General features: G+C 65.5%; 30 protein-coding genes. 9 read left to right on the top strand and 21 right to left on the bottom strand.

Features of this window, described 5'->3' with window-relative positions; translation table 11 throughout:
* The first annotated feature begins 4 nt into the window (after positions 1 to 4).
* The 9 genes from hisA to HNR28_RS10315 all read left to right on the top strand — a co-directional run bounded on the left by hisA (position 5) and on the right by HNR28_RS10315 (position 5,299).
* Positions 5 to 784, top strand: coding sequence for a 1-(5-phosphoribosyl)-5-[(5-phosphoribosylamino)methylideneamino]imidazole-4-carboxamide isomerase (gene hisA, locus HNR28_RS10355; protein WP_052355495.1), 780 nt, complete (start codon positions 5 to 7; stop codon positions 782 to 784).
* Positions 781 to 1,632: an imidazole glycerol phosphate synthase subunit HisF gene (hisF, locus tag HNR28_RS10350; RefSeq protein WP_151024751.1), complete on the top strand. Its 852-nt coding sequence runs from the start codon at positions 781 to 783 to the stop codon at positions 1,630 to 1,632. Before hisA ends, hisF begins: the two co-directional genes overlap by 4 nt.
* On the top strand, positions 1,629 to 2,090 hold the full coding sequence (gene hisI, locus HNR28_RS10345; RefSeq protein ID WP_151024752.1) for a phosphoribosyl-AMP cyclohydrolase: 462 nt from the start codon (positions 1,629 to 1,631) through the stop codon (positions 2,088 to 2,090). Before hisF ends, hisI begins: the two co-directional genes overlap by 4 nt.
* A gap of 66 nt (positions 2,091 to 2,156) precedes the next feature.
* Positions 2,157 to 2,501: a phosphoribosyl-ATP diphosphatase gene (locus HNR28_RS10340; RefSeq protein WP_043678895.1), complete on the top strand. Its 345-nt coding sequence runs from the start codon at positions 2,157 to 2,159 to the stop codon at positions 2,499 to 2,501.
* 174 nt (positions 2,502 to 2,675) lie between these two features.
* A complete protein-coding gene (locus HNR28_RS10335; protein ID WP_043678898.1) occupies positions 2,676 to 3,044 on the top strand; it encodes a histidine triad nucleotide-binding protein in 369 nt (122 codons plus the stop codon).
* A gap of 9 nt (positions 3,045 to 3,053) precedes the next feature.
* Positions 3,054 to 3,284 carry a Sec-independent protein translocase subunit TatA gene (gene tatA / locus HNR28_RS10330; protein ID WP_043678901.1) on the top strand — a complete coding sequence of 77 codons (231 nt, stop codon included), beginning with the start codon at positions 3,054 to 3,056 and terminating at the stop codon, positions 3,282 to 3,284.
* Positions 3,285 to 3,308: 24 nt separating this feature from the next.
* Positions 3,309 to 3,785 (top strand): Sec-independent protein translocase protein TatB, encoded by a 477-nt coding sequence (gene tatB / locus HNR28_RS10325; protein WP_043678904.1) that lies wholly within the window; start codon positions 3,309 to 3,311, stop codon positions 3,783 to 3,785.
* A gap of 8 nt (positions 3,786 to 3,793) precedes the next feature.
* Positions 3,794 to 4,609, top strand: coding sequence for a twin-arginine translocase subunit TatC (gene tatC / locus HNR28_RS10320; RefSeq protein WP_151024998.1), 816 nt, complete (start codon positions 3,794 to 3,796; stop codon positions 4,607 to 4,609).
* Between the two features lie 48 nt (positions 4,610 to 4,657).
* Positions 4,658 to 5,299: a nucleotidyltransferase family protein gene (locus HNR28_RS10315; protein WP_151024999.1), complete on the top strand. Its 642-nt coding sequence runs from the start codon at positions 4,658 to 4,660 to the stop codon at positions 5,297 to 5,299.
* 34 nt (positions 5,300 to 5,333) lie between these two features.
* Here HNR28_RS10315 and HNR28_RS10310 read toward each other — a convergent pair whose 3' ends face one another.
* The 21 genes from HNR28_RS10310 to infA form a co-directional block, all read right to left on the bottom strand.
* Positions 5,334 to 6,386, bottom strand: a complete 1,053-nt coding sequence (locus tag HNR28_RS10310) for an XdhC family protein (RefSeq protein ID WP_151025000.1) — start codon at positions 6,384 to 6,386, stop codon at positions 5,334 to 5,336.
* Positions 6,387 to 6,451: 65 nt separating this feature from the next.
* Positions 6,452 to 7,258 carry an enoyl-CoA hydratase/isomerase family protein gene (locus tag HNR28_RS10305; protein WP_151025001.1) on the bottom strand — a complete coding sequence of 269 codons (807 nt, stop codon included), beginning with the start codon at positions 7,256 to 7,258 and terminating at the stop codon, positions 6,452 to 6,454.
* A gap of 32 nt (positions 7,259 to 7,290) precedes the next feature.
* A complete protein-coding gene (locus tag HNR28_RS10300) occupies positions 7,291 to 7,998 on the bottom strand; it encodes an ABC transporter ATP-binding protein (protein ID WP_151025002.1) in 708 nt (235 codons plus the stop codon).
* Positions 7,991 to 8,773: an ABC transporter ATP-binding protein gene (locus HNR28_RS10295; protein ID WP_249043905.1), complete on the bottom strand. Its 783-nt coding sequence runs from the start codon at positions 8,771 to 8,773 to the stop codon at positions 7,991 to 7,993. The genes HNR28_RS10300 and HNR28_RS10295 overlap by 8 nt, the downstream gene beginning before the upstream one ends.
* On the bottom strand, positions 8,770 to 9,810 hold the full coding sequence (locus tag HNR28_RS10290; protein ID WP_151025003.1) for a branched-chain amino acid ABC transporter permease: 1,041 nt from the start codon (positions 9,808 to 9,810) through the stop codon (positions 8,770 to 8,772). Before HNR28_RS10290 ends, HNR28_RS10295 begins: the two co-directional genes overlap by 4 nt.
* Positions 9,803 to 10,696 (bottom strand): branched-chain amino acid ABC transporter permease, encoded by an 894-nt coding sequence (locus HNR28_RS10285; RefSeq protein ID WP_151025004.1) that lies wholly within the window; start codon positions 10,694 to 10,696, stop codon positions 9,803 to 9,805. Before HNR28_RS10285 ends, HNR28_RS10290 begins: the two co-directional genes overlap by 8 nt.
* A gap of 75 nt (positions 10,697 to 10,771) precedes the next feature.
* Complete coding sequence (locus tag HNR28_RS10280; RefSeq protein WP_151025005.1) at positions 10,772 to 11,953, bottom strand: ABC transporter substrate-binding protein; 1,182 nt, start codon at positions 11,951 to 11,953, stop codon at positions 10,772 to 10,774.
* Between the two features lie 39 nt (positions 11,954 to 11,992).
* Positions 11,993 to 13,525 carry an AMP-binding protein gene (locus tag HNR28_RS10275; RefSeq protein WP_151025006.1) on the bottom strand — a complete coding sequence of 511 codons (1,533 nt, stop codon included), beginning with the start codon at positions 13,523 to 13,525 and terminating at the stop codon, positions 11,993 to 11,995.
* Positions 13,518 to 14,051: a (2Fe-2S)-binding protein gene (locus HNR28_RS10270; protein ID WP_151025007.1), complete on the bottom strand. Its 534-nt coding sequence runs from the start codon at positions 14,049 to 14,051 to the stop codon at positions 13,518 to 13,520. The genes HNR28_RS10275 and HNR28_RS10270 overlap by 8 nt, the downstream gene beginning before the upstream one ends.
* A complete protein-coding gene (locus HNR28_RS10265) occupies positions 14,048 to 14,866 on the bottom strand; it encodes an FAD binding domain-containing protein (RefSeq protein ID WP_151025008.1) in 819 nt (272 codons plus the stop codon). Before HNR28_RS10265 ends, HNR28_RS10270 begins: the two co-directional genes overlap by 4 nt.
* On the bottom strand, positions 14,863 to 17,829 hold the full coding sequence (locus HNR28_RS10260; protein ID WP_151025009.1) for a xanthine dehydrogenase family protein molybdopterin-binding subunit: 2,967 nt from the start codon (positions 17,827 to 17,829) through the stop codon (positions 14,863 to 14,865). The genes HNR28_RS10265 and HNR28_RS10260 overlap by 4 nt, the downstream gene beginning before the upstream one ends.
* A 175-nt stretch (positions 17,830 to 18,004) precedes the next feature.
* Entirely contained in the window at positions 18,005 to 18,856 is an 852-nt protein-coding gene (locus tag HNR28_RS10255) for a helix-turn-helix transcriptional regulator (RefSeq protein WP_151025010.1), read from the bottom strand.
* Between the two features lie 105 nt (positions 18,857 to 18,961).
* Entirely contained in the window at positions 18,962 to 21,151 is a 2,190-nt protein-coding gene (gene dsbD / locus HNR28_RS10250) for a protein-disulfide reductase DsbD (RefSeq protein WP_244978263.1), read from the bottom strand.
* Positions 21,152 to 21,230: 79 nt separating this feature from the next.
* The gene (gene cutA / locus HNR28_RS10245; RefSeq protein WP_151024609.1) at positions 21,231 to 21,635 is read right to left on the bottom strand and encodes a divalent-cation tolerance protein CutA; all 405 of its coding nucleotides are present in this window, start codon (positions 21,633 to 21,635) and stop codon (positions 21,231 to 21,233) included.
* A 228-nt stretch (positions 21,636 to 21,863) separates the two neighbouring features.
* Positions 21,864 to 22,247: a 50S ribosomal protein L17 gene (gene rplQ, locus HNR28_RS10240; protein ID WP_043678910.1), complete on the bottom strand. Its 384-nt coding sequence runs from the start codon at positions 22,245 to 22,247 to the stop codon at positions 21,864 to 21,866.
* A gap of 148 nt (positions 22,248 to 22,395) precedes the next feature.
* Positions 22,396 to 23,394 (bottom strand): DNA-directed RNA polymerase subunit alpha, encoded by a 999-nt coding sequence (locus HNR28_RS10235; protein ID WP_043678913.1) that lies wholly within the window; start codon positions 23,392 to 23,394, stop codon positions 22,396 to 22,398.
* Between the two features lie 180 nt (positions 23,395 to 23,574).
* Positions 23,575 to 24,198 (bottom strand): 30S ribosomal protein S4, encoded by a 624-nt coding sequence (rpsD, locus tag HNR28_RS10230; protein ID WP_043678916.1) that lies wholly within the window; start codon positions 24,196 to 24,198, stop codon positions 23,575 to 23,577.
* Positions 24,199 to 24,208: 10 nt separating this feature from the next.
* On the bottom strand, positions 24,209 to 24,607 hold the full coding sequence (rpsK, locus tag HNR28_RS10225; protein WP_043678919.1) for a 30S ribosomal protein S11: 399 nt from the start codon (positions 24,605 to 24,607) through the stop codon (positions 24,209 to 24,211).
* Positions 24,608 to 24,621: 14 nt separating this feature from the next.
* Positions 24,622 to 24,987, bottom strand: coding sequence for a 30S ribosomal protein S13 (gene rpsM, locus HNR28_RS10220; protein ID WP_043678921.1), 366 nt, complete (start codon positions 24,985 to 24,987; stop codon positions 24,622 to 24,624).
* A gap of 33 nt (positions 24,988 to 25,020) precedes the next feature.
* The gene (rpmJ, locus tag HNR28_RS10215; protein WP_003805360.1) at positions 25,021 to 25,134 is read right to left on the bottom strand and encodes a 50S ribosomal protein L36; all 114 of its coding nucleotides are present in this window, start codon (positions 25,132 to 25,134) and stop codon (positions 25,021 to 25,023) included.
* Between the two features lie 31 nt (positions 25,135 to 25,165).
* The gene (gene infA, locus HNR28_RS10210; RefSeq protein WP_043678924.1) at positions 25,166 to 25,384 is read right to left on the bottom strand and encodes a translation initiation factor IF-1; all 219 of its coding nucleotides are present in this window, start codon (positions 25,382 to 25,384) and stop codon (positions 25,166 to 25,168) included.

Below are 25,384 nucleotides of genomic sequence, written 5' to 3'. Positions count from 1 at the left end.
GACCATGCTGCTCATCCCCGCCATCGACCTCAAAGACGGGCAATGCGTGCGCCTGCGCCAGGGCGACCTGGACAAGGCCACCGTGTTTTCCGAAGATCCCGCCGCCATGGCCGAACAATGGACCGCCCAGGGCGCGCGCCGTCTGCACCTGGTGGACCTGAACGGCGCCGTGGCCGGCAAGCCGCGCAACCGCGCCGCCATCCAGGCCATCGTGGACGCCGTCGACGACGCCATCCCGGTGCAGATCGGCGGCGGCATCCGCGATCTGGACACGGTCGAATACTATCTGGACAACGGCATCTCCTACGTCATCATCGGCACCGCGGCGGTCAAGGACCCGGGCTTCCTGAGCGACGCCTGCTCGGCCTTCCCCGGCCACATCATCGTCGGCCTGGACGCGCGCGACGGCAAGATCGCCACCGACGGCTGGTCGAAGCTGACGCGCCACGACGTGCTCGACCTGGCGCGGAAATTCGAGGACTACGGCTGCGAGTCCATCATCTACACCGACATCGGCCGCGACGGCATGCTCTCGGGCGTCAACATCGAAGCCACGGTGCGCCTGGCGCAGCACGTGCGCATCCCGGTCATCGCCTCGGGCGGCGTCGCCTCGCTGGAGGACATCCGCGCGCTGTGCGGCGTGGCCCACGAAGGCGTCGAGGGCGCCATCCTGGGCCGCAGCCTGTACGAGGGCACCCTGGATTTCGCCGCCGCGCAAAGCCTCGCCGACGAACTGCTCGGCTCGCCGGCCGGGGAATCCGGCGGCCAGGACGCCGGCGCATGAACGCCACCGCCTCCCCGGCCGCCCCCGCCGCGGCCGACCGCCCGGGCTACTCGGGCCTGTGCCGCCGCATCATCCCCTGCCTGGACGTCAACGCCGGGCGCGTGGTCAAGGGCGTGAACTTCGTCAACCTGACCGACGCGGGCGACCCGGTGGAAATCGCCCGGCGCTACGACGAGCAGGGCGCCGACGAGCTCACCTTCCTCGACATCACCGCCACCTCCGACGACCGCGGCCTGATCCTGCCCATCATCGAAGCCGTGGCGCGCCAGGTCTTCATCCCCCTGACGGTGGGCGGCGGCGTGCGCCAGGTGGCCGACGTGCAGCGCCTGCTGGACGCGGGCGCCGACAAGGTCTCGATCAACAGCGCGGCGGTCGCCCGTCCCGAACTCGTGGCCGAGGCCGCCCGCCACCACGGCTCGCAATGCATCGTCGTGGCGCTCGACGCCCGCCGCGTCTCCGGCGCGGACGAGCCCCCGCGCTGGGAAATCTTCACCCACGGCGGCCGCCGCGCCACGGGGCTGGACGCCGTGCAATGGGCGCGCCGCATGGCCGACCTGGGCGCCGGCGAACTGCTGCTCACCAGCATGGACCGCGACGGCACCAAGTCCGGCTTCGACCTGGAACTGACCCGCACGGTCTCGGACGCCGTGCCGGTGCCGGTGATCGCCTCGGGCGGCGTGGGCACGCTGCAGCACCTGGCCGACGGCGTCACCCTGGGCCACGCCAGCGCCGTGCTGGCGGCCAGCATCTTCCACTTCGGCCAGCACACCCTGGCCGAGGCCAAGGCCTTCCTCGCCGCCCAGGGCATCCCGGTGCGCGCCGCCGCTGCCGCGCAGGCGCCCGCATGACGGCGCCCGCGCAGCCCGCGTCCGGCGCGGCCGAAGACTGGCTGGCGGCCCTGCGCTTCGACGACCAGGGCCTGATCCCCGCCATCGCCCAGGATGCGAAGACCGGCACCGTGCTGATGATGGCCTGGATGAACGCCGACGCCGTCCGCGAGACCGTGCGCACCGGCCGCGCCGTGTACTACTCGCGCTCGCGCGCGCGCCTCTGGCGCAAGGGCGAGGAATCGGGCCACGTCCAGCAGGTCCACGACATCCGCCTGGACTGCGATGGCGACGTGCTGCTGCTCAAGATCACCCAGATCGGCGGCATCGCCTGCCACACCGGACGCGAGCGCTGCTTCTACCGCAGCCTGGACCTGGACGGCGACGCGCCGGCCTGGACCGTCCAGGACCCGGTGCTGAAAGACCCCGACACCATCTACGGCCACTCCCACGCCCATCCCCACCCGGGCGGCCACTGAGCGCACGCCGGACACGCCGGGCCGGCTCCCTCGGCCCGGCCTTCCTTCGATCACGGATCCCTCCACATGACGACTCCCTCCACCGCCGACACCCTGGCCCGGCTGGCCGACACCCTGGCGACGCGCCGGCCCGACCGCGGCGGCGACCCGCAGACGTCCTACACCGCCAAGCTGCTCGCGCGCGGCCCGGACGCCTTCCTGAAAAAGATCGGCGAGGAAGCCACCGAGCTGGTCATGGCCGCCAAGGACGGCACGCGCGAGCGCATCGTCGCCGAGACCGCCGACCTGTGGTATCACTGCCTGGTCGCCCTGACGCACTTCGACCTGCGCCCCGAGGACGTGCTGGCCGAACTGGCCCGCCGCGAAGGCCTGTCCGGGCTGGAGGAAAAAGCGTCCCGGCCCAGGGACTGAGTCCCGCGCGCGCCGCCCGCCCCGCGTCCCCCGGGAGCCTCCCCTCGGAGCGCCCCCTCCGGACATACCCGCACACTCCGCCCCCGCACGCGCACGGTCAAACCCGCCTGCGCGAAAATATGGCAACATATGGGACTGAACGGGCCGATGTCCGGCCCCGCCCCGTAGATCCCCATGAGCCACGATTGTCTGTTCTGTAAAATCGCACGGCACGAAATCCCCGCCCGCATTGTCCACGAAGACGACGAATTCCTCGCATTCCACGACATCAACCCGGCGGCGCCCGTGCACCTGCTGCTGATCCCCAAGCACCACCTGGCCTCGCTGGCCGACATCGGTCCCGACGATGGCGAATGGCTGGCCCGCATGCTGCGCCTGGCATCCGAGCTCGCCTTCGCCAACGGCTGCAACCCCATGCCCGCCGGCGGCTTCCGCCTGGTGGCCAATACCGGCACCGAGGGCGGCCAGGAAATCGATCACCTGCATTTCCACATCCTGGGCGGCCAACGCCCCTGGTCAAACCGCGCGGCCCCGGCCGCCTAAGGAGTTCTCATGGGTAGCTTCAGCATCTGGCACTGGCTGATCGTCCTGGTCATCGTGGCCCTGATCTTCGGCACGAAAAAACTGCGCAACATCGGCGAAGACCTCGGCGGCGCCGTCAAGGGCTTCAAGAAGGGCATGAAAGACGCCCAGGACGACTCCGCCGCCAAGCCGGCCGTCACCCAGCAGACCCGGGACGACGGCACCGTGGACGTCCAGGCCCGCGAAAAGACCGACGCCTGATCGCCGCCGCGCACCGGATCCACCATGTTTGATGTCAGCTTCAGCGAACTGATGCTGATCGGCGTGATCGCGCTGATCGTCATCGGGCCCGAACGCCTGCCCAAGGTCGCCCGCACGGTCGGGCACCTGCTCGGCCGCGCCCAGCGCTACGTGAACGAGGTCAAGTCCGACATCCAGAAGGAAATGGACCTGAAGGAGATCGGCGACATCAAGCACCAGATGGAAGACGCCGCCCGTTCCGTGCAGTCGTCCATGACCTCGTCGGTGGACGAGCTCAGGGCCGCCGTCACCCAGCCCTCGCAGGCTCTCAAGGACACCCTGGACCAGGCCCGCCAGGCGCTCGACACGCGGCCCGCTTCCGCCGACGCGCCCGCGTCGGGCGCCGCCCCGGCCGAGCCCGCCGCCAGCGCGCCCGCGATTCCGGCACCGGCCGCCGAACGCAGCCCCGAGCCCGCGTCCGCGCCCCGGTCCGCGCCGGCCTCCACCGATACCAGCCACTGAAGCACGGCATGACAGACGCTTCCGACGCCTCGTCCCAGGACACCTTCATCTCGCACCTGATCGAACTGCGCACGCGCCTGCTGCGGGCCGTGATGGCCGTGCTGGCCATTTTCGTGGTGCTGTTCATCTATCCGGGCCCGTCGCTGATCTACGACATCCTGGCCCAGCCCATGCTGGCCTCGCTGCCCCAGGGCACGCGCATGATCGCCACCGGCGTCATCACGCCCTTCATGGTGCCGATCAAGGTCACCCTGCTGGCGTCCTTCGTGCTGGCCCTGCCGGTGGTCCTGTACCAGGCCTGGGCCTTCGTCGCCCCGGGCCTGTACCGCCACGAACAGCGCCTGGCGCTGCCCCTGATCATCTCCAGCACCCTGCTGTTCCTGCTGGGCATGGCGTTCTGCTATTTCGTGGTCTTCCACACGGTCTTCAGCTTCATCGCCCACTTCGCGCCGCAGTCCATCACTCCGGCGCCGGACATCGAGGCCTACGTCAATTTCGTGCTGACCATGTTCATCGCCTTCGGCGTCACCTTCGAGGTCCCGATCGCGGTCGTCCTGCTGGTCAAGACCGGCATGGTCACGGTGAAGAAACTGCGCGAGGTCCGCGGCTACGTGGTCGTCGGCGCCTTCGTCGTCGCCGCCGTGGTGACGCCGCCCGACGTCCTCAGCCAGATCCTGCTGGCCGCGCCGCTGTGCCTGCTGTACGAGATCGGCATCCTGGCCGGCGCCGCCATCGAAAAGCGCAAGCCGGCCGCGGACGAGGCCGACGAGGCCCGGGAACTGAGCCGCACGGACGAGCCCACCGGCGGCCAGCCCGAACCCTGACGGTGCCCACGCCGCCCCATCACTCCAGACAAAGAAGTACCCCGGAATATGGCTCAGCACGGCCCGGCGCCGATCCAGGCAGGTGACTCGCCACGTCAAATCGCTGGAATCCTGCTAGCGGCGGGCCGGGGGACACGCTTCGATCCCACCGGCCAGTTGAACAAGCTGATGCAGCCTCTCGCAGATGGCACGCCCGTTGCCGCCGCCAGCGCGTCTGCTCTGCTGGCCGTGCTGCCCGATGTCATCGCCATCGTCCGTGACCACACGAGCGCGCTGAGCCGGCTCCTGGCATCCGCAGGTTGTCGCGTCCTGAGCTGCCCCGACGCAGGCCGGGGGATGGCAGCCTCGCTGGTCTGCGGAATCCTGGCGACGCCCCAGCATGCCGGCTGCCTCATTGCCTTGGCCGACATGCCGTTTGTCCAGCAATCCACCCTTCAGGCCCTGGTCGATGCCCTGACTCAAGGAGCCGACATCGCGGCGCCGGTCTGGAACGGACATCGCGGCAACCCGGTCGCTTTCAGTGCGTGGCACCGGCAGCGGCTGCTGAGCCTGGAGGGAGACCGAGGAGCTCGTGCACTATTGCAGCAATACCCCGTGCGAGAGGTCATCGTGACCGACCCAGGCATCCTACGCGACATCGACACGCCATCGGATCTACCGCCGACGACACACATCCGCAGCTTGACGTAATCTCAGCCAGCCATCCGGCAACAGGCGGCGACCATCAGGAGTGGACCAGCCCGCACATATTCTCGTCCTGTTGCAACTGAATTCGATTCTTAGCCGCACGAACATCAAGGTCCTTGGTCAGCGGGACACCATTCTTGACCGCAATAATTTCCGCCATGATGCTGACAGCGATCTCCGCGGGTGTCTTGCTGCCAATAAACAACCCAACCGGACCGCGCAAGCGGCTCATGGCAGCCTTGGTCATGTCTAAATACTCGATCATCCGCGCATGCCGGGCATCCTGATTTCGACGAGAGCCGATGGCGCCCACATAGAATGCCTCAGAATTCAGCGCCTCCATCAACGCCATGTCGTCAAGTTTTGGGTCGTGACTCAGGGCGACGATGCAGGTCCGCCGATCGGGCCGCAGGGCGATGACGGCATCGTCGGGCATATCATGGCTCAGCACGGCACCCGCAACGGCCCAGCTGCGCGTATATTCAATCCGCGGATCGCAAACCGTCACAGTAAAGCCTGAAAACAGCGCCATGGTGGCCAGGTATTCGGCCAGCTGTCCCGCACCGATCAGCAGCATCCGGTAGCTTGGACCAAACGTCGTCGACAATGTCCGCGCATCCATCGCCAGGATGTCAGATGCCACACTGTCGACCAGCGTGACGCGGCCATCATCCAGGCTCAGCGTCCTTCGCACCAATCTGCCTTCCCTCAGGCGGCGGATCAATTGATCCAGGAGCATCGGGTCGGGATTGTATTCAAGCACCAGCTCCAGCGTGCCGCCGCACGGCAGCCCGAACCGGTGCGCCTCGTCGGCCTGAATGCCGTACTTCAGAACTTCGACGCCGGAGCGTGCATGCCAAGTGTCGATCGGACCGCCGGCATCACCGCGATACCGTGCAATCAGATCGTCCTCGATACACCCACCTGAAACAGAACCGATGACTGAACCATCGGCACACAGCGCCATGATCGACCCGACTGGGCGCGGCGAAGACCCCCAGGTTCGAGCTACCGTGACCAGCAAGGCGGGCCGGCCCAGCGCACGCCAGTCCGCCAAGGTCTTCAGAACGATGAAGTCGATATTGTCCACGATGACGCCTCCAGCCCGCTGCCCGAAGAGGACGGCCCAGCAGGGCCGCCACCCAAATGCCGCGCTCAGGACCCCACGAAGTGAGCGGCGCGTTTGGCATGGAAAGCCTCCACCCCTTCACGGAAATCATCGGAGGAGCGCAGCCGGCTGTAGCAATGCCCTTCCAATTCGATGGCACTCGTCAGCGATGCATCCTCGGTATCGTTGAGCAGCTTCTTCGCCGTGCGCTGGGCAAGTGGAGAAAACTTGCGCAGTTCATCCACCAGCGCATCCGCTGCGCTTTCCAATTCGGCGTCCACGACACACGCCGTGGCGATGCCCCAATCGTATGCCTGCTGGCCGGAAATGCGCCGTGAGCGCATGACGACATCCTTGGTGCGGGTGATCCCGATCAGTTTCTGCAGGCGCGCGGAACCACCCGAACCTGGAATCTGGCCCAGCTTCTGCTCCGGCAACGCATACTGAGTCGTCTCGGAAACCAGCCGGAAATCGCAGGCCAGGGAAATCTCGAAACCCACACCAAAGCAATAGCCGCGATTGACGGCGACCACCGGCTTGGAACAGCGCGCCGGCGCCGCAATGTTCCAGGCCAGCTTGGATACATGCTCCGGCGAGGCCTCCAGGAAGCCCTTGATATCGCCCCCGCTGGAGAAGTGCTCGCCCTGTGCGCGCAGCACGATGACACGGACAGTGGGATTCTCGTCCAGGGACTCGAACACCAGCCTCAGTTGATCGCGCTGCGGCATGGAAATGACGTTGAAGGGCGGACGATGCAGGATGATGTCGGCACGCTCGCGTGCCTCGTCGATCTCGACCGAAAAACCGTCCAGTTGCCCCAACAGGATCTGTGCGGAATGTTTCAATGCTGTCATGCTTTTCCCCATGGTGAATCAAAAGATTGGTGCTAAACCGCAATGGCTTCGTTGAGCGCCTGCCGATCGGTATCCGATGCGCCCTCGCCCGCCAGAATGATCTGTCCTCGCTCCAACACATAAAAGCTCGAGGCGTACTCCAAGGCCCGATGCACGTTCTGTTCGACGAGCAGGATGGGCACACCCGTTTCCCGAAGCTGCTGGATGATGGCGAAAATTTCATCGACGATGATCGGCGCCAGCCCTTCGGTGGGCTCATCGATCAGCAGCAAACGGGGCTCGCCGACCAGGACGCGGGCAATGGCCAGCATCTGCTGCTCGCCCCCAGACAGGGCGGTACCCATTTGCGCGCGGCGCTCCTTCAGGCGTGGAAACTGCGCGTAGGTGCGCTCAATGGCCATTCTGGCGGCTTTCGCCGACCGCCCAGGCGCTTGCAGCAGACCGAGCTTCAGATTTTCCTCTACCGTCAACCCTGGAAAGATGCGCCGGTCCTCGGGGACCAGACCAACCCCCAACCGGCAGATACGATCCGCTTCCAGTCCGTTCATCACCACGCCGTTGAAGCGGATGCTGCCCTGGCGCGGCTTCACCCAGCCCGCGATGGTCTTGATGGTGGTCGTTTTGCCCACCCCATTACGGCCGCACAACAACACGACGTCTCCCGCGCCCACGGTCAGCGAAACCCCCTGCAGCACGTGACTGAGGCCGTAATACGCATGCACGTCTTCCATTTCAAGCATCTCGGCGTTCCCCAAAATAGGCCACCTGCACCGCCGGATTGGCCCGTACGTCCTGCGGCATGCCCTCGGCCAGCTTTTTACCCTGCGCCATGACCACGACATGGTCGGACAGGTTCATCACCATGCCCACGTCGTGCTCGACGAGTAGCACCGACACGTCCCCGGCCAGGGATTTGATCAGCGCGGCCGCCTCCTCCGTATCGGTATGCGACATGCCCTGTGTCGGTTCATCCAGCAGAAGCATCCGAGGCCGCGAGGCCAGCGCCAGCGCGATCTCAAGCCGGCGCTGCTCACCATGCGACAAGTAGCCCGCGAGCTCGTTGAGCTTTTTCTCCAAGGAAAATTGGTGCACCAGCTCGTCGACACGCTGTGCAGCCTGCCTGCTGCACGACAAAGGCATGAAGGCCCGCCGCACGGGTTCGAGTACGTGCGCCGCCAGACGCAGGTTCTCGATGACCGACAGGTCGAAAAACAGCCGCGTAATCTGGAACGAACGTGCCAGCCCCTCGCGCAGAAGCTGATTGGGCCGCATGCCCGTCACTTCTTTGTCACCGAACCGAACCGTGCCCCGCATGGGCCGCAGCGCCCCGCTGACGAGGTTGAACAGCGTGCTCTTGCCCGCGCCGTTCGGCCCGATCAGCGAAGTGATCTCTCCTTGCCGCGCCTGGAAGCTCACCTGGTCCACGGCCTTCAATGCCCCAAAGGCGATGGACAGTTCCTGGACGTCCAGGACAACGTCACGCGCGATGCGCATGGATTCGGCCGGCGCGCTCACGATGCTTCTCCGGTGGACACCGCGCGGGCTTCGATCCTGGCCCTCAGGAATCCAACCAGGCCTTTAGGGAAAAAGATGACCGCCACCATGAACAGTGCGCCGATGATGATGAGATGATGCTCCGTGAATGAGCCCACCACCGATTTGAGCGCGGCCAGGATCACGCTACCGTACAACGGTCCGATCAGCGTGCCCAGCCCGCCCAGAATCACGGTGATGACCGCATTCCCAGAGGTGTGGAAAAACATCAGCTCGGGCGAGACGAATCCCCGCAGCATGGGATACAGCGCCCCCGACAAGGCCGCGACATTGGAAGCCATGACGAACACCAGAAACTTATGGCGCTGTGCGCTGAACCCCAGAAACGGGACGCGATCCTCGTTCGCCTTGACGGCGACAATCAAGCGGCCGAAGGGCGTGCGCAGCAATGCCTCCAGTGCGAAATAAAACCCCATGATCACCGCCAGCGTCAGCAGGAAGAAACCGGCGGGATCATTACTGCGCACCGTGAAGAACAGCAGATTCACATCAATGATGGGGACGCCGATGATACCGTCGGACCCTCCCAGCTCGGGCGTATTGAACACTGCCTTGGCCACGACCTCGGCCATGCCGAAGGTGATCAGAGCGAAATAGACACCGCGCGCCCGGATCGCGATAATGCCCGCCACCGCGCCAGCCCCTGTCGCCACGCACAGCGTGACGAACATCGCCAGCCAGAACGACGGCGCCACGTCCTTGAGGACCAAGGCGGAAACGTAGGCGCCCAGGCCGAAGAACAGCGCATGACCCAGGGACAGCAGCCCGGCATAGCCCAGCAGCAGATCGACCCCCATGGCCAGCCCCCCGAACAGCAGGGCCTCCGTCGCCAGACGGAAAAAGAACACATCCTGGGCAACATGGGCGAAGGCCGCGAACGCCAGCGCCAACGCGATGAACAGATAGGCGAACTTGCGCAGGATATCGCGCGTCCGGTCCTCGGGCGTCCGCGCCTTGACGATGCGCCAGGGCGCCGGGAATATGATTCCATCAGGCATGGCCCAACCTCCCGAACAGGCCCTGAGGGCGGACCATCAGCACCAGTACCATGATCCCGAAGACCAGCGGATCGGACCAGGACGGTGAAATATACAAACTGGAAATGGCTTGAATCTGGGTCAACAGCAGGCCGGCGATCAGGGCGCCCTTGACGCTACCCAAGCCGCCTACGATCACGACACTGAAGGCCATGAGGATGAAGTCCTTGCCCATGGTGGGGAACACGGAATAAATGGGCGCCAGCAATACGCCGGCCAACCCCGCCAGCGCCACGCCAAAGGCGAAGGTGCCGGCATAGACACGGGACACAGACACGCCCAGCGAAGCCGTCATGTGCTTGTCGAACGCCGCCGCGCGCACCATGGCGCCCAGACGAGTCCGGTAGACGACCAGCCAGACTGCGCCGATGATGACGATGCCCAGGCCCATCATGAACAGACGATAGTTGGGAAAGAACACGCCCAGGATTTCACTCCCGCCGCTGATCGGGGTTTCCACCGAAAAAGGCTGAGGCCCATAGATCAGCTTGTAGACGTCCTCAAGAATGATGGCCATGCCAAACGTCAGCAGCAGCGTCAACATATGTCGATCTCGCGAATGGAACACTCGCTGAATCAACATGCGTTCGGTCAAGTAGCCCAACGGCGCCATCAGCAACGGCACCAGCATCAGGGCCACCCAGAAATCGACGCCCATGGCCAGCATCGACACGCCCAGATAAGCACCCAGCGCATAAAACTCGCCATGGGCCATGTTGATGACGTCCAGCAAACCAAAAATGATGGTCAGTCCCAGTGCCATCAGTACGACAGCCACTCCGATCGACAAACCATTGATGATCTGTGGCGCGAAGACGAACTGCACAGTATCGATAAACCCGCCCATGGGCTTCACTCCTCGTCCTGTCCCGCGAGACGGCCGGCCAGTTCACCGGCCGTCTCACGGCTGATGGTTATGGCCTTAAAAGCGCGTGCAGGTATCAGGCCCGATCGCATCCTTGCCATCGACCTTGCTCAAGACACTGAACTTGCCGTCCTGCAGACGCGTCACATACATGTCCTGAACCGCTTGGTGGTCGCCCGCGCGCATCTCTTTCATGCCCTGAGGGGTCATCCACTCCAAGCCCTCCATCGCGGCGCGCACCTTGGCCGTCTCCGTGCTCTGCGCTTTCTCGACTGCCGCCTTGTAGAAATAGACGACGCCGTAGGAGTCCGCGCCATAGAGGTCCGGCAGCTCCTGATGAGCATCCTGGAACGTCTTGACGAAGGTCTTGTTGGCCGGCGTGTCCAGGTCAACGGAATAGCCCACACCCGTCGTAAAGCCCTCGGCCGCCTTGCCCATGGCCCCCAGGTTCTGCGAGGTCACGGTGCCCGAAGCGCCGACGAGCATCAGGTTCCTGCTCAGGCCGTACTCGCTCAACTGGTTGAACAGGCGCACCGTGTCGTTGCCCGCCACCGAGGTGTACATGACATTAGGGTGCGCGGCACGGATCTGGCCGAAGAATGGCGAATAGTCTTTGTTGCCCAGGGGCGCAAACACTTCGCCCATCGTCTTGGCGCCCTTGGCCTCGGCGGCCGTCTTGAAAGCCTGCACCGTGCTGCGGCCCATTTCGTAATCCGGCCCCAGATAGAACACCTTGGCCTCGGGCACTGCGGTGCTCATCCAGGCCGCCAACGCCACCGACTGCTGGCCGGCCTTGGCATTGACGCGAAAAACGTTGGGCGAACACTTGTCGCCCGTGATGGCATCGGAAAAAGACACCGTCGTGGCGATCAGGCGGTCATTGCGCTCGGCCACCTGCCCCACGGCCAGCGTGGACCCCGAGTTGACCGTCCCTGTCAGAAAATCGACTTTCTCGACCTGGAACAACTTTTCAGCCTTGGGCGTGGCCACCGCCGGATTGGCTTCCTCGTCTTCAAACAACAGAACGATCTGGCGGCCCATGATGCCCCCGGCCGCATTGATCTCCCGGGTCGCCAGCTCCACCCCCCAGCGGACCTGCTGCCCGAGACTGGCATAGGTGCCGGACAGCGGCGTCAGCACGCCGATCTTGATCGGCTCCGCGGCCTGGGTTGGGCTGGCCGCAAAACCGACCGACAATGCGGCCGCGAGCGCGTACTGGATGAATTTAATTTTCTGCATGTTGTCTCCTGATTCAGTGCTTGTTATGAAGCGGAACCATCATTCCTGCTCGTATTGATGAGCCGCCAGTTCGCGCCGCAACAGCTTGCCCACCGGTGAACGGGGTACTTCTCGCACGAACACGTACTCGCGCGGGCGCTTGAAATTAGCCAGGCCGGACGTGCGGCAATGCTCGTCCAAATCTGCTTCGGCCACACTGCCCGCCCGCTTGATAAAGGCCACGACCTTCTGCCCCCAACGCGGATCGGGCAAACCAACGACTGCCACCTCATCCACAGCAGGATGCAGGGACAGCAGACTCTCGATTTCGACCGGAGAAATGTTTTCTCCGCCGCTGATGATCATGTCATCGGTCCGCCCCGCCACGAACAGGTCGCCCTCCTCGTCCAGATAACCGATATCACCCGTGAAATACCAGCCGTCGCGCAAGGATCTGGCATCCGCATCGGGGCGGTTCCAATAGCCCTCGAAAGCCTCATCTCCGGCCAGATCCGCGATGATTTCACCTTCCTCGTAAGGCGCGGCGAGAGCCTCGGGGTCACCGGTGTTGAGCCGGACGACCCGAATCCTCTGATTGATGCCGCTCTTGCCCGCACTGCCCGGTTTTTTTGCCGCATGCTGGTCGATCGAGAAGGTATAGACTTCAGACGACCCGTAATGGTTGACGAACAGCTCGGGCAGAAACAAGGCCACCAGTTTCTGCATGAGATCCGCATTCATGGGCGCGCCCGCGAACCCCAACCGACGCACCGACGACACATCCACACGCTCAAAATCGGGATGCGACACGACATCGTGATACAGCGTCGGCACCAGGTACAGGCTCGAGATCCGCTCGTTCTCGATGGCCTTCAGCACCGCCGCCGAGTCAAACTTGGGCACGCACACGAAGCGCCCGTCGATCAACGCCATCGACAGCAACGAGCGCACCCCCATCGTGTGATACAGCGGCATGACTCCCAGGGTGCGTTCCCCCCGGGCATACAGGTTCTGTGCCACGTGCGCCAGCGCTGCCGCCCGTTCATGACGATGGCGCCGAGGTACCCCCTTGGGCCTGCCCGTCGTGCCCGAGGTATACAGCATCAGCGACCAATCATCCGCCTCGGCATGCAGCAAGCAGGCCGCTGGCGCCGAAGAAAGCAAATCCCCGAATGCAAACGTCGCGCCCACACCACTCTCCAAGGCCTCGCCAACGACGATCCGATGCACCTTGGCAGCGGCGACCGACCCCGCGACGGCCTGCGCCGACACGTCCTGGAACACCAGCGCACGTCCCTGTGCATCCTCGATGCAATAGTCGACGTCCTCTGCCTTGGCGCGCCAATTCAAGGGTGTCACAATCAAGCCCAGGAACTGGCATGCCCAATGCAAGGTCGCCGTTTCCCACCGGTTCTGCAACACGGTCACCACATGCTCGCCCCGCCGCAGACCCAAGGCATGCAAACCACCAGCGACATTGCGCACGTGCTCGAACCACGCCGCATAACTCAAGCGGACATTTCCATCGACGAGGGCGATTTCATCGGGACTGCGTTCAACGCAGGCAAGAAAACTGCGGCCCAGATCAAGCATGCGAATCTTCCTTCTCACTATTTTTCGTGCGCTGTGCCACCACATCCAGAATGGCGTCGACGATGTTGCGATACCCGGTGCAGCGGCATAGATGCCCCGACAGCATTTCGCGGACTTCCTGCTCCGTCGGCTGCGGCACCTGCCGCAGAAAATGCTCGCAGGACATCAGGATCCCGGCAGTGCAATACCCGCACTGCAAGGCGTGATGCCGCTTGAATGCCTGCTGCAGGTCGGTCAATGGCTGCGGGTCCGCCGCCTCGGCTGCAACCAACCCTTCAACAGTCCCCACCTGGCGCCCCTGGACCTGGACCGCCAGCAACAGACAGGAGCGCACGGCCACGCCATCCAGTTGCACCGTGCAGGCCCCGCACACACCATGTTCGCAACCGACATGCGTACCCGTCGCACCCAACTGATGCCGCAAAAAATCGGACAACAGCGTACGCGGCTCGGCATAGCCGCTGCGCGGCACACCATTGAGTTCCAGCGTCACCAGCACCGCAGCGCTGCGTTCGTAATGCTTCATGATTGCGCCCTCTCGATCACGCGCTGTCCCAATTGGCGCACCAGATGCCGCCGATAATGGGCACTGGCCTGGGTATCCGACTGGGCCCTCAGATCCCAGGCAAAATCATTCAACGCCAGCTCCAGGTCCGGCGCGGACAAACGCGCCCATTGCCGGCTTTGGGCACGGTCGGCCACCCCGCCCACAGTCAACTGGATCGATGCCGCATCCACCCTGGCGGCCACGGCCACGATGGCAAAATCGCCATGCCGCATCGAGACTTCCTCGAAGGCGTATCGCGCCGAACCCGCGTGAATCGGGAAGCGGACTTCCTCGACCAATTCACCGACTCGCACCGCAGTGCTCAACATGCCTAGAAAGAACTGATCGGCCTTCAGCACACGGCGCCCCTTGCTTGAGCGCAGCACGACCTCGCCCTGCAAGGCAGACAGGCAAAGCGGCAATTCGGCGCTAGGGTCGGCATGGGCGATGGAGCCGCACACCGTACCGTGGTTGCGGATCTGGAAATGCGAGATCCAGGGAAAAACCTGTGGCAGCAGAGGCACCTGCTTTTCCAGGTCAGGCCAGGCTTGCAAGGCCGATTGCGTCACGGCCGCGCCTACCGCCAGTTGATCGCGCTCCACACGGATGTAATCCAGCTCCGCGCAGCGCGAGATATCGACCAGCACCTTGGGCTGCACCAACCGGATGTTCAGCATCGGCATCAAAGACTGTCCACCCGCCAGCACTTTCACATCGCCGCCATGCCGTCCCAGCACGTCGAGCGCCTCGGCCAGGCTTTCAGCCCGCACATAATCAAAACCAGCCGGCTTCATTCCGCCCCTCCCAAAAAGGCCCACAGCCGCCGCCACCAGGACCGGGATGCGGGCGCGCCGGCCTGGCCACCGACCTGCCGTCCCAGTTGCTCGAACAGCTGGCGCAGCACCAGCTTGGCCGCGCCTTCCAGCATGCGGCTACCGACCGCCGCCACTTTGCCGCTGACGGATACGCCATAGTCGTAATGCAGACGCGTAGTGCCGGCGTCCACGGCCTCCAGGCGCACACGCCCATCGCCGCTCACCGAACCCAGGGGACTGATGCCGCTGCCGCCCAGCGACAAGGCGTGAGGCGGCGCCAGATCCGTCAGATGAATCTGCGCCGCATACCGCGCCTTGATCAAACCGATCCCGAAAGTCACATCGGCGCGGTAGTGGTTCTCGGCGACCGCCTGCAGCGCATGACACCCCGGAACGACCCGCGCCAAAGCATCGGGATCCAGCAGCACGGCGTAAATCTGCTCCGGCGTGCCGGCCAGATCGACCGCGCCGGACATTCGGAGCGTACGGCCGTCTCCGGCAGTTTTCCCCGCCTCCCCTGCCGCCTCGCTGCCGGGTCGCGGCGGCGGATCTTCCATCTGCAGCAAGCCATGCACACGGGACGGCGTCAGGGGCAGGCGGATTTCCGACATGCCCAGCGCGTCAGCCGCAGCGTTGGCAATACACACCGGCGTGCTCATATTGTTTCCCTCACCGATGCCCTTGCTGCCCAGGGGGGTGAAGGGGGAACGCGTTTCCATGTGCAGGATCCGCAAGTCAGGCACCTCACAGCACGTCGGGACGAGATAGTCCGCGAACGTGCCTGACAGGAAGCTGCCGTCATCGCCATAGACAAACTCTTCCATCAACGCCGCGCCCAGGCCTTGCGCAAAACCGCCGTACGATTGGCCGTCGGCCAGGGTGGGGTTCAATATCCTGCCCGCGTCATGCAGGCTGACATAACGGTCGATGCGGATCTTCCCCGTGACCCGGTCCACTTCCAGGCCGCAGATGTCGAACACGAAACCATAGACCGCCGAGCTGTTGATCACATCCCGCTCATCGGGCGCATCCAGGTGCGGCGGCGTCCAGAACACCGTCTCGCGCAGGCCCGGCCCCATCCCCGGCGGCAGAGTGCCCGGAGACCAGTGCGTCATCCCGGCCACACGGTGGAATGCCAGCTTCTGATCAGGTTTGGCGGCCGAATGGATTTTCCTGCCCCCGAACTCGATGCTCTCGGCGGGGACGTCCAGCATGCTGGCGGCGATCAACGCGAGCTTGCCCCGTATCTTCATTGCTGCCAGATGCGCGGTACCCGCCACGGCGCCGGCAAAACGACTCGAATAGTTGCCTGCAGCGATCGACCAGGCGTCTTTTTGCGTGTCGTGTTCGGTGTTGACGGTAATGTCGCCCGGGCTCAAGCCCAAGGCATCGGCAACGACCTGCGCCGTCACCGTGCGATGCCCCTGTCCTTGCGGCAACGAATCCACCATCACGCTGACGCTGCCCAGGCCATCTACCGAAACCGTCGCACTGGCAATCGCGCCATTCTTGGGACCCGCCTTGGCCCGCTCCGCTGGCGTGAGCGCCGTCGTGATATAGCCCATATTGGAAATGGACGGCTCGACGATCGCCGAATAGCCGATGCCATACAGGCGGCCCTCGCGGCGCGCTTCATCGCGCCGCAGCAGCAACTCCTGCAAACCGCCCTCTGCCCGGGCTTGCGCGACCGCCCGCTGATAATTGCCGGAATCGTACAGCGCCCCCGCGGGGGTCCGATACGGGAAGGAGTCCGCCTCGACCAGATTGCGTGTAATGACCTCCAACGGGTCAAGGGCCAGTTCCACCGCCACCTGATGGACCAGCCGCTCCAACGCGAAATACATCTGTGGGCCACCGAAACCCCGCACCAGCCCGGCGGGGGTCTTGTTCGTCAGGACGACCCGATTGCGCACCGCCAGGTGCCGGACCCGGTAGGCCCCGGTCAGCATGCCATGCATACGGTAGAACGTGGCAGGTTCCGGCGCACGCAGGTAGGCGCCGCAATCATCGATTTGGTCGTACCGTAACGCCAAGATTTCACCATCGTCCCTGACGGCGGCCTCCAGCGTCGTCACACGATTGGTCGCCGACACCGACGCCTGCAGATGCTCCAATCGATCTTCGATCCACTTGACGGGAGCGCCCGCCTTGCGCGAGGCCAAACACAGCAGCACCACGTACGTCGAGACTGCCTGCTTCGTGCCGAAGCTCCCCCCCGAGTCATGCGACGCGCGCAAGCGTAGCCGCGCACCCGGCACTTTCAAGGCGCGGGCCATGACTGGATGCAGAGCAAACGGCCCCTGGAAATTCGACAGGACGTCATACCCGCCCTCACCCGGCAGATATTCCGCCACCACGGCAAAACACTCGATCGGCGTACAGGAATTGCGCGGGTAATGCACTTTGATGCTGACCGTTCGATCCGCCGCCGCGAACGCCGCATCCGGATCCCCATAGCTGAACCGCCGATCATTGACGGAATTGGTGCCGACCGCAGCATGCAGCACCGGCGCATCCTCCGCCAAGGCCCGCTCCGGATCCACGACCGCCTCCAGCACCCGATACTCGACCTGCACCAGATCAAGGGCGTCTTCCGCGACATAGCGGGACTCGGCGATGACGACCGCCACCGGTTCGCCCACGTAGCGCACCCGTTCAATCGCCATGCACCAGTGCTCCATGGGGTGCTTGACGCCCACGGCAAACGGTGTTGCCCACGCCTTGACATCCGCGCCCGTCAGCACCGCCCGCACGCCGGGCAAGCGCAATGCCGCTTGCGCATCGATGGACACGATGTCGGCGTGCGCGTGGGGCGAGCGAAGAATCGCGGCCTGCAGAGTGCCCGGCTTGACCCCCGCATCATCAACGAAACATGCTCTCCCCGTCAGCAGGGGAAAGTCTTCGACACGCTCCAAGGGTTGGCCTACGTTTTCCAAAATCATCTCTCTTCGCACAAAGCGATTCGTTTGGAAAAGTGTAGGGAGCGCAGCGCGAAAGAGCCTTACCCAGCAGTCCGCGTATTTACCATGGAGTCTGTTTATTCGACAAAAGCAGTGTGCATGGCCCAAGCACCGGGACGGAAACGCCCCGGACCGGCAAGCGAAGGGGAGGTGGAATCTAAGACCGGGCCATCACGTCCACGACCTTGCGATACTGGCTAGGCGTGGCACCGACGTGCTGGTGGAAGAAACGGGTGAAATGACTTTGCGCACTGAACCCCAGGCGTCCCGACAGATCCGCCAGGGCTTCTTGCGTATGAGCGACATCCTGTATCGCCGTCTCGAGCCGCAAGACGTTGGCATAGACCTGGGGCGTCACATTCGTCGACTGCTGGAACAGTTTGAAGAAATGGGCCCTGGACAGACACGCTTTGGCCGCCAGGGCATTAACGTCCAGATCGGCACCGACATTGGCCCGCATGTAGGTGATGGTGCGCCGGATGCGCGGATCTTGCACCCGCGCCAGATTGTCCGCTTGCCACAGGCCGAAATTCCGCCAGCGCGCAAACGACTCGATCACGGCAATCATGAGCCCGAACAGGCGTTCCTCCAGCTCTGGTCCCGCCAATTCGGCACCGCACAGCATTTCGGCCGCCAACGCATTGGCCATATCGCGCACGGTATCGGAGACTTCCGCACAAGAGCTCTGGAAGAAGCTCGGATTGCCGCTGGTGATCAGGGCTTTTTCTATACCCACCAACCATTGCGGTTCGATGTAGAGCCCAAGGATGAGAGTACGCGGCGCATCGGGACGATGCGTATAAGCGTGCGGTTCCCAGGAATTGATCAACACCATGGTCCGATCCGTCAGAGGAACGGACGCGTTACGTACTGAAAAGCAGGTGTCCTCGCCACCGACTTTGAGCAGCACATGGCATTGTGAATGCGCATGCATCACAAGGGGGCCATTCATATCCAGCAAGGCAATCCGTCCAAACTGGCCTTGAAATGCGCGTATGGCAAAAGACATCGAATTCCCAGACTTGAATCTCTCCTACCCTGGGCATTATCACAGTAGGCCCCTGCGCTCAATATCAGGGAAACCACTAGGCATCGCAGATGGATACGAGGGCGCCTAGCCCCCGCCCAGCACCCGGTCCTGCACCTTGCGGAAAGCCTCGGCCTTCCTGAACCCCACCACCCGGGCCTCGGGGATGATCCGCCCGCCCGCATCGAAGAACAGGATGCCCGGCGGGCCGAACAGATCGAAGCGCGCCAGCAGGGCGCGGTCCTCGTCCGTCATGCGGGTGACGTCCGCCTGCAGCAGCAGCATGCGGTCCATGCGCTCGGCCACGGCCGGATCGCTGAAGGTGAATTTCTCCATCTCCAGGCAGGACACGCACCAGTCGGCGTAGAAGTCCAGCATCACGGGCCGGCCGGCGGCCGCCAGCCGGGCGTCCAGGTCCGCCACGGACGCCACGCGCGTGAAGCGGGCGCGGATCGCGGCGGGATCGGCGGCGGCCAGGGCCGCGCCGCCCGACCCGGCCACGCCGGCGGTGAAGGGCGCCAGGGGGCGCAGCATGTCGCGCCCGCCCGCCAGCAGCCCGGCGCCCTGCGCCAGCCCCCAGAGGGCCAGCATCAGGGCCAGGGCGCGCGTCAGCAGCCGCAGCGGCCCGGCCTCGCCCTTGCCCTGGGCGGCGGCCGACCAGGCCAGCAGGGCGGCCCACAGGGCCAGCAGCACCCAGCCGGCCACGTACAGGCCGTCGGCCAGCAGCGGCCGCGCCATCCACCAGGCGGTGGCCAGCAGCAGCAGGCCGAAGCCCGCCTTCAGCGGCGTCATCCAGGCCCCGGCGCGCGGCATCAGGGCGCCGGCGCCCGCGCCCACGGCGAGCAGCAGCAGGCCCTCGCCCCAGGCCAGGGCGAACAGGGCGGCGCCGCCCACCACCACGTCGCCGGTCTGCGAGATGAACAGCAGCACGCCGGCCAGCGGCGCGGCCACGCAGGGACCGACGATCAGAGCCGACAGCAGGCCCATCACGAACACGCCGCCCGCATGGCCGCCCGGCAGGCGCTGCAGGCGCGCCTGCATGGCCGACTGCAGGCCCACCGGGGCCTGCAGGGTGAAGACGTCCAGCATCGCCAGCGCGAACAGCGCCAGCAGCACGGCGAAGGTGCCCAGCACCCAGGGCGATTGCAGCCAGGCGGCCAGGCCCGCGCCCAGCAGGCCGGCCGCCACGCCCAGCGCGGTGTACACCAGGGACATGCCCAGCACGTAGATCGCCGCCAGCCCCAGGCCGCGCGCCCGGCCGACCGGCCCCCCGCCGCCGGAAATCACGGCCAGCAGGATGGGCACCATGGGCAGCACGCAGGGCGTGAGCGACAGCAGGGCGCCCAGCGCCAGGCTCAGCGCCAGGATCTGCCACAGCGGCGCCTGGTGCAGCCAGGCCGCCATGCCCACGTCGCCCAGGTCCAGCCAGGATCCGCCGTCCGGCCCGGCGGCCGCGGAAGGGGCTGCGGACGAAGCCATGGACGAAGTTGCGGGCGCGCCCGCCGGCGCCGCCCCCGCGCCGCCGCGCAAGGCCGCCGACAATCCGGTGTCCGTCCCGGGCGCTCCGCCGGGAGCGGCAGCGGCGGGCGTCTCGTCGCGCGGCGGCGGCACCCGGTCGCGGACCTGCTCGCCGACCGCGCGGTAGCCGCCGCCGTCGGCCTGCAGGACCAGGGTCTTCGTCATGGGCGGATAGCACAGGCCCTCGTCGGCGCAGCCCTGACCGGTGACGGAGACCCGCAGCGGCCCCCCGGCGCCGGGCCGCAGGGCCGTCCGCAGCGTCACGCCGCCGTGGAAGACCTCCATATCCTTCTCGAAGGTGGGGTCGTACTTGACCCGCCCGTGCGGCAGCCGCAGGGCGTCACCCCAGGCCGGCGCGCGGGTCTCGGCGTCCTCCGGCGTCAGGTCGGAACGCCGGAACACCAGCAGCCGCCCCTGGGCGTCCTCGATGCGCACCTCGAAGCGGTCCTGGTACATGTAATAGCCGGGCGCGATCTCCCAGTGCACGTCCAGGGTCAGGGGATCGGCCATGGCGGCGGTGTCGGCGAAGGCCTGCTCGGGCGGCAGGAAGTCGTCCGCCGCCCGGGCCGGGCCGGAACCCAGCAGCAGGCCGCAGAGCGCCAGCAGCAGGATGCCCAGCAGGGCCGCCATGCGGCGCGGCAGCCCGCGCACGAAGGGAGGCGAGGCGGGACGCGGGGCGGTCCTTGCGGACCGATTCACGCCCGGCGCGGCCGGGCGGCACACGGGCCGCGGAATGGACGAGCCCGGCAGATACGACATGAACGGCTTCCTTGAATACGGCGGCTGCGGCGGACGCAGCGGATACGGCGATGCGGCGGAGGCGGGCCCCGCGGGCCTCTCAGGCCTCGCGGGTGGCGGCCTGGAGGGCGGGCCGGGTGGACTGGGCGACCCAGTCCAGGTAGGCGCGGCTGCCCGCGGGCACGCCCAGCACCATGAATTCGGGGATCTCGTAGGGATGCAGCGCGCACAGCCGCTCGTAGAGCGCCGGCAGCGTGTCCGCCGTGGTCTTGAACAGCAGCTGGACCTCGTCCGTGCCTTCGAGCTCCCCCTGCCACAGGTACATGGAGACGATGGCCGGCCCCACCTGGGCACAGGCCACCAGCGATTCCTCGACCAGCACGTGCGCGATGCGCTTGGCCAGGAGTTCGTCGGGGGCCGTGCTGAGCACCACCACGGTGTCGGTGGCGGCGCCGGCCTGGCGCACGACCAGGGCGGGATTGCCGCCAGGTGTCTGATCTTTCATGGCTTTCGGGCGGTGTGGGTATTGGACTCATTGTACCCGCGGCGCGCACCGGACGCGGCATCCGGCGGCGCGGCATGCCCAGGTGTCTTGATCCCCGTCATGCCGGAGGGCGGGCCGCACCGCGCGCCTGCGGCCCGCAATGCAAAACGGGCCCCCTGGAGGGCCCGTTCGCCGCATCGCCGCCACGGAGAGCGGCGGGCGAGAGGCCTGGAGGACTGCCTGGACGGCTTATTCGCCGGCCGGCGCCTCGGCTTCGGGACGGTCGACCAGTTCCATGTAGGCCATGGGGGCGTTGTCGCCCTGGCGGAAGCCCATCTTCAGCACACGGGTGTAGCCGCCGTTGCGCGCGGCGAAGCGCGGCCCGATGTCGTTGAACAGCTTGGTGACGGCGTCGCGGTCGCGCAGGCGGGCGAAGGCCAGGCGGCGGTTGGCCAGCGTGGGGTTCTTGCCCAGGGTGATCAGGGGCTCGACCACGCGGCGCAGTTCCTTGGCCTTGGGCAGGGTGGTCTTGATGGCTTCGTGGGTCAGCAGGGACACCGCCATGTTGCGGAACATGGCCAGACGGTGGCTGCTGGTGCGGTTCAGTTTGCGAAGGCCGTGACGATGGCGCATTTCGATTTCCTTTTGAATCTATGGAACCCGGATCTTCTATCGGACGAGCCGCGGCCCGGGTGGGGTTGGATCCCGGCCGCCGAAACGGCCAGGGCGGGATGTTAGCACGCGCGCGGCCTCGGTGGCCGCCCGCGCGCCGGTGCTGCGATCAGGGGCGTTCGAGGCCGACGGGCGGCCAGTTTTCCAGCTTCATGCCCAGGGTCAGGCCACGCGCGGCCAGGACTTCCTTGATCTCGTTGAGCGACTTGCGGCCCAGGTTCGGAGTCTTGAGCAGCTCGTTTTCCGTGCGCTGGATCAGGTCGCCGATGTAGTAGATGTTTTCGGCCTTCAGGCAGTTGGCCGAACGCACCGTCAGCTCCAGGTCGTCGACCGGGCGCAGCAGCACCGGATCGATCGGCGCCGACGTGCCGGTCGAGGAGATGCTGGTGGTCAGCTGGCCGGCGTCCTTGTCGGCCAGCGACACGAACACGGAGATCTGGTCCATCAGGATGCGGGCCGACTGGCGCACGGCTTCCTCGGGACTGATGACGCCGTTGGTCTGCACGTCCAGCACCAGCTTGTCCAGGTCGGTGCGCTGCTCGACGCGGGCGTTTTCCACGGCGTAGCTGACGCGGCGCACGGGGCTGAAGGAGGCATCCAGCACGATCTGGCCGATGGTGGCCGAACGGTCGTCCACCAGGGCGCGCACGTTGCCCGGCACGTAGCCGCGGCCCTGCTCGACCTTGATCTGCATTTCCAGGCGGCCGTTGTCCGTCAGGGTGGCGATCAGGTGGTCCGGATTGATGATCTCGACGTCGTGCGGCAGTTCGATGTCGCGGGCGCGGACTTCACCGGGGCCCTGCTTGTTGAGCTGCAGCGTGACTTCGTCGCGGTTGTGCAGCTTGAACACCACGCCCTTGAGGTTCAGGAGGATGTCGACGACGTCCTCGCGCACCCCGGCGATCGTGGAGTATTCGTGCACCACCCCGCTGATCTGGACTTCCGTGGGGGCGTAGCCCGACATGGAGGACAGCAGGATGCGGCGCAGGGCGTTGCCCAGCGTGTGGCCGTAGCCGCGCTCGAAGGGCTCCATCACGACCTTGGCGTGATGCGCGCCCAGGGTTTCGACGGAGATGGTGCGGGGTTTCAGAAAACCTTGTGCGGACATGGATGTTCCTTTTCAATACCCTCGGCTCGTTACACCGATAAGGCTGACGGACATGAAGAACCGGCGGCAAAGCCGGGGAAGACCACAGCCCACCCCGGGCGCGCGCCTGGGCGTGGGCTGGCGGACGGCCTCCGGACGCGGGCCGGAGACCGCGCGGTGGCGCGAGGCCACCGGGATCGATCAGCGGGAATACAGTTCCACGACCATGGATTCGTTGACGTCGTGGGCGACGTCGGCACGATCCGGGGCCTGCTTGAACACGCCCGACAGCTTGGCGGCATCGACCTCGACCCACTGGGGCAGGCCGTTGCCGGTCGCCAGTTCCAGGGCTTCCTTGATGCGGGACTGGTTCTTCGCCTTTTCGCGCACGGCGACCACGTCGCCGGCCTTGACCAGCATCGAGGCGATGTCGGCGGTACGGCCGTTCAGCTCGATGGCGCGGTGGTTGACCAGCTGGCGCGCCTCGGCGCGGGTGGAGCCGAAGCCCATGCGGTAGACGACGTTGTCCAGGCGCGATTCGAGCAGCTGGATCAGCGTCTCGCCGGTGTTGCCGCGGCGGCGGTCGGCTTCGGCGAAGTACTTGCGGAACTGCTTTTCCAGCACGCCGTACATGCGCTTGAGTTTCTGCTTTTCACGCAGCTGCAGGCCGAAGTCGGAAGTGCGCGAACCCGAGATGCGGCCGTGCTGGCCGGGCTTGGATTCGAGCTTGCACTTGGAATCCAGCGAACGGCGGGCGCTCTTCAGGAACAGGTCGGTGCCTTCGCGGCGCGAAAGCTTGCATTTGGGTCCAGTGTAACGAGCCAAGATGATCCCCTTAGATACGACGACGCTTGGGCGGACGGCAGCCGTTGTGCGGCACCGGCGTGATGTCCGAAATGCTGGAGATCTTGATCCCCAGGGCATTCAGGGCGCGCACGGACGATTCGCGGCCGGGGCCGGGGCCCTTGATGCGGACTTCCAGCGTCTTGATGCCGTATTCCTGGGCCACGCGGCCGGCGGATTCGGCGGCCACCTGGGCGGCGAACGGCGTCGACTTGCGCGAGCCCTTGAAGCCGGCGCCACCGGACGTGGCCCACGACAGGGCGTTGCCCTGGCGGTCGGTGATGGTGATGATGGTGTTGTTGAAGGACGCGTGGACGTGGGCGATCCCGTCGGACACGTTCTTCTTGACTTTCTTGCGGACGCGCGCGGCGCCGCTCTGAGCTTTCGCCATGTTCTTTCCTCGGGTTATTTCTTCAGGGACGCTGCGGCGCGACGCGGACCCTTGCGGGTGCGGGCGTTGGTGCGGGTGCGCTGGCCGCGCACCGGCAGGCCGCGCTTGTGGCGCATGCCACGGTACGTGCCCAGGTCGATCAGGCGCTTGATCGACAGCTGCACTTCGCGGCGCAGGTCGCCTTCGATCGTGTAGCCGTTGATCTGTTCACGGATCTTTTCCAGTTCCTCGTCGGTCAGATCCTTGATCTTCTTCGAGTACTCGATGCCGGTCGCTTCGCAGATCTTGCGGGCGCGGGTGCGGCCGATGCCGAAGATGGCCGTCAGACCGATCTCGGCGTGTTGGTGCGGCGGAATATTGATGCCAGCAATACGGGCCATGACTGTTCCTCGTGAATTCCGTGGTGCCCGGCCTTAGCCTTGGCGTTGCTTGTGACGCGGGTCGGTGCAGATGACGCGCACCACGCCGTGACGTTTGATGATTTTGCAGTTGCGGCAGATCCGCTTTACCGATGCCATTACCTTCATGGTGATCTCCTGGTTCTTGACCGGCCGCTACCTACTTGGAGCGGAAAACAATCCTGGCGCGCGACAGGTCATAGGGCGTGAGCTCCACTGTGACCTTGTCGCCCGGAAGGATCCGGATGTAGTGCATACGCATCTTGCCCGAAATGTGGCCCAGCACCATGTGGCCATTTTCCAGCTTGACGCGGAACGTTGCGTTGGGAAGGTTTTCGATGACCTCCCCTTGCATCTGGATGACGTCGTCCTTGGACAT

The sequence above is a fragment of the Castellaniella defragrans genome (assembly GCF_014203015.1).
GTDB classification, from domain to species: Bacteria; Pseudomonadota; Gammaproteobacteria; order Burkholderiales; family Burkholderiaceae_B; genus Castellaniella; species Castellaniella defragrans.
This window is presented reverse-complemented; position numbering and strand designations above follow the sequence as displayed.

Bases quoted from the DNA above. Each gene is read 5' to 3' on its own strand.
- HNR28_RS10285 (WP_151025004.1), bottom strand. From the start codon at position 10,696: ATGGGCGGGTTTATCGATACTGTGCAGTTCGTCTTCGCGCCACAGATC.
- HNR28_RS10275 (WP_151025006.1), bottom strand. From the start codon at position 13,525: ATGCTTGATCTGGGCCGCAGTTTTCTTGCCTGCGTTGAACGCAGTCCC.
- HNR28_RS10235 (WP_043678913.1), bottom strand. From the start codon at position 23,394: ATGTCCGCACAAGGTTTTCTGAAACCCCGCACCATCTCCGTCGAAACC.
- HNR28_RS10280 (WP_151025005.1), bottom strand. From the start codon at position 11,953: ATGCAGAAAATTAAATTCATCCAGTACGCGCTCGCGGCCGCATTGTCG.
- tatB (WP_043678904.1), top strand. From the start codon at position 3,309: ATGTTTGATGTCAGCTTCAGCGAACTGATGCTGATCGGCGTGATCGCG.
- HNR28_RS10335 (WP_043678898.1), top strand. From the start codon at position 2,676: ATGAGCCACGATTGTCTGTTCTGTAAAATCGCACGGCACGAAATCCCC.
- rpsM (WP_043678921.1), bottom strand. From the start codon at position 24,987: ATGGCCCGTATTGCTGGCATCAATATTCCGCCGCACCAACACGCCGAG.
- tatC (WP_151024998.1), top strand. From the start codon at position 3,794: ATGACAGACGCTTCCGACGCCTCGTCCCAGGACACCTTCATCTCGCAC.
- cutA (WP_151024609.1), bottom strand. From the start codon at position 21,635: ATGAAAGATCAGACACCTGGCGGCAATCCCGCCCTGGTCGTGCGCCAG.
- HNR28_RS10290 (WP_151025003.1), bottom strand. From the start codon at position 9,810: ATGCCTGATGGAATCATATTCCCGGCGCCCTGGCGCATCGTCAAGGCG.
- HNR28_RS10255 (WP_151025010.1), bottom strand. From the start codon at position 18,856: ATGTCTTTTGCCATACGCGCATTTCAAGGCCAGTTTGGACGGATTGCC.
- HNR28_RS10270 (WP_151025007.1), bottom strand. From the start codon at position 14,051: ATGAAGCATTACGAACGCAGCGCTGCGGTGCTGGTGACGCTGGAACTC.
- hisF (WP_151024751.1), top strand. From the start codon at position 781: ATGAACGCCACCGCCTCCCCGGCCGCCCCCGCCGCGGCCGACCGCCCG.
- HNR28_RS10260 (WP_151025009.1), bottom strand. From the start codon at position 17,829: ATGATTTTGGAAAACGTAGGCCAACCCTTGGAGCGTGTCGAAGACTTT.
- rplQ (WP_043678910.1), bottom strand. From the start codon at position 22,247: ATGCGCCATCGTCACGGCCTTCGCAAACTGAACCGCACCAGCAGCCAC.
- HNR28_RS10340 (WP_043678895.1), top strand. From the start codon at position 2,157: ATGACGACTCCCTCCACCGCCGACACCCTGGCCCGGCTGGCCGACACC.
- HNR28_RS10305 (WP_151025001.1), bottom strand. From the start codon at position 7,258: ATGACAGCATTGAAACATTCCGCACAGATCCTGTTGGGGCAACTGGAC.
- infA (WP_043678924.1), bottom strand. From the start codon at position 25,384: ATGTCCAAGGACGACGTCATCCAGATGCAAGGGGAGGTCATCGAAAAC.
- dsbD (WP_244978263.1), bottom strand. From the start codon at position 21,151: ATGTCGTATCTGCCGGGCTCGTCCATTCCGCGGCCCGTGTGCCGCCCG.
- tatA (WP_043678901.1), top strand. From the start codon at position 3,054: ATGGGTAGCTTCAGCATCTGGCACTGGCTGATCGTCCTGGTCATCGTG.
- HNR28_RS10265 (WP_151025008.1), bottom strand. From the start codon at position 14,866: ATGAAGCCGGCTGGTTTTGATTATGTGCGGGCTGAAAGCCTGGCCGAG.
- hisI (WP_151024752.1), top strand. From the start codon at position 1,629: ATGACGGCGCCCGCGCAGCCCGCGTCCGGCGCGGCCGAAGACTGGCTG.
- rpmJ (WP_003805360.1), bottom strand. From the start codon at position 25,134: ATGAAGGTAATGGCATCGGTAAAGCGGATCTGCCGCAACTGCAAAATC.
- hisA (WP_052355495.1), top strand. From the start codon at position 5: ATGCTGCTCATCCCCGCCATCGACCTCAAAGACGGGCAATGCGTGCGC.
- rpsK (WP_043678919.1), bottom strand. From the start codon at position 24,607: ATGGCGAAAGCTCAGAGCGGCGCCGCGCGCGTCCGCAAGAAAGTCAAG.
- HNR28_RS10315 (WP_151024999.1), top strand. From the start codon at position 4,658: ATGGCTCAGCACGGCCCGGCGCCGATCCAGGCAGGTGACTCGCCACGT.
- HNR28_RS10300 (WP_151025002.1), bottom strand. From the start codon at position 7,998: ATGCTTGAAATGGAAGACGTGCATGCGTATTACGGCCTCAGTCACGTG.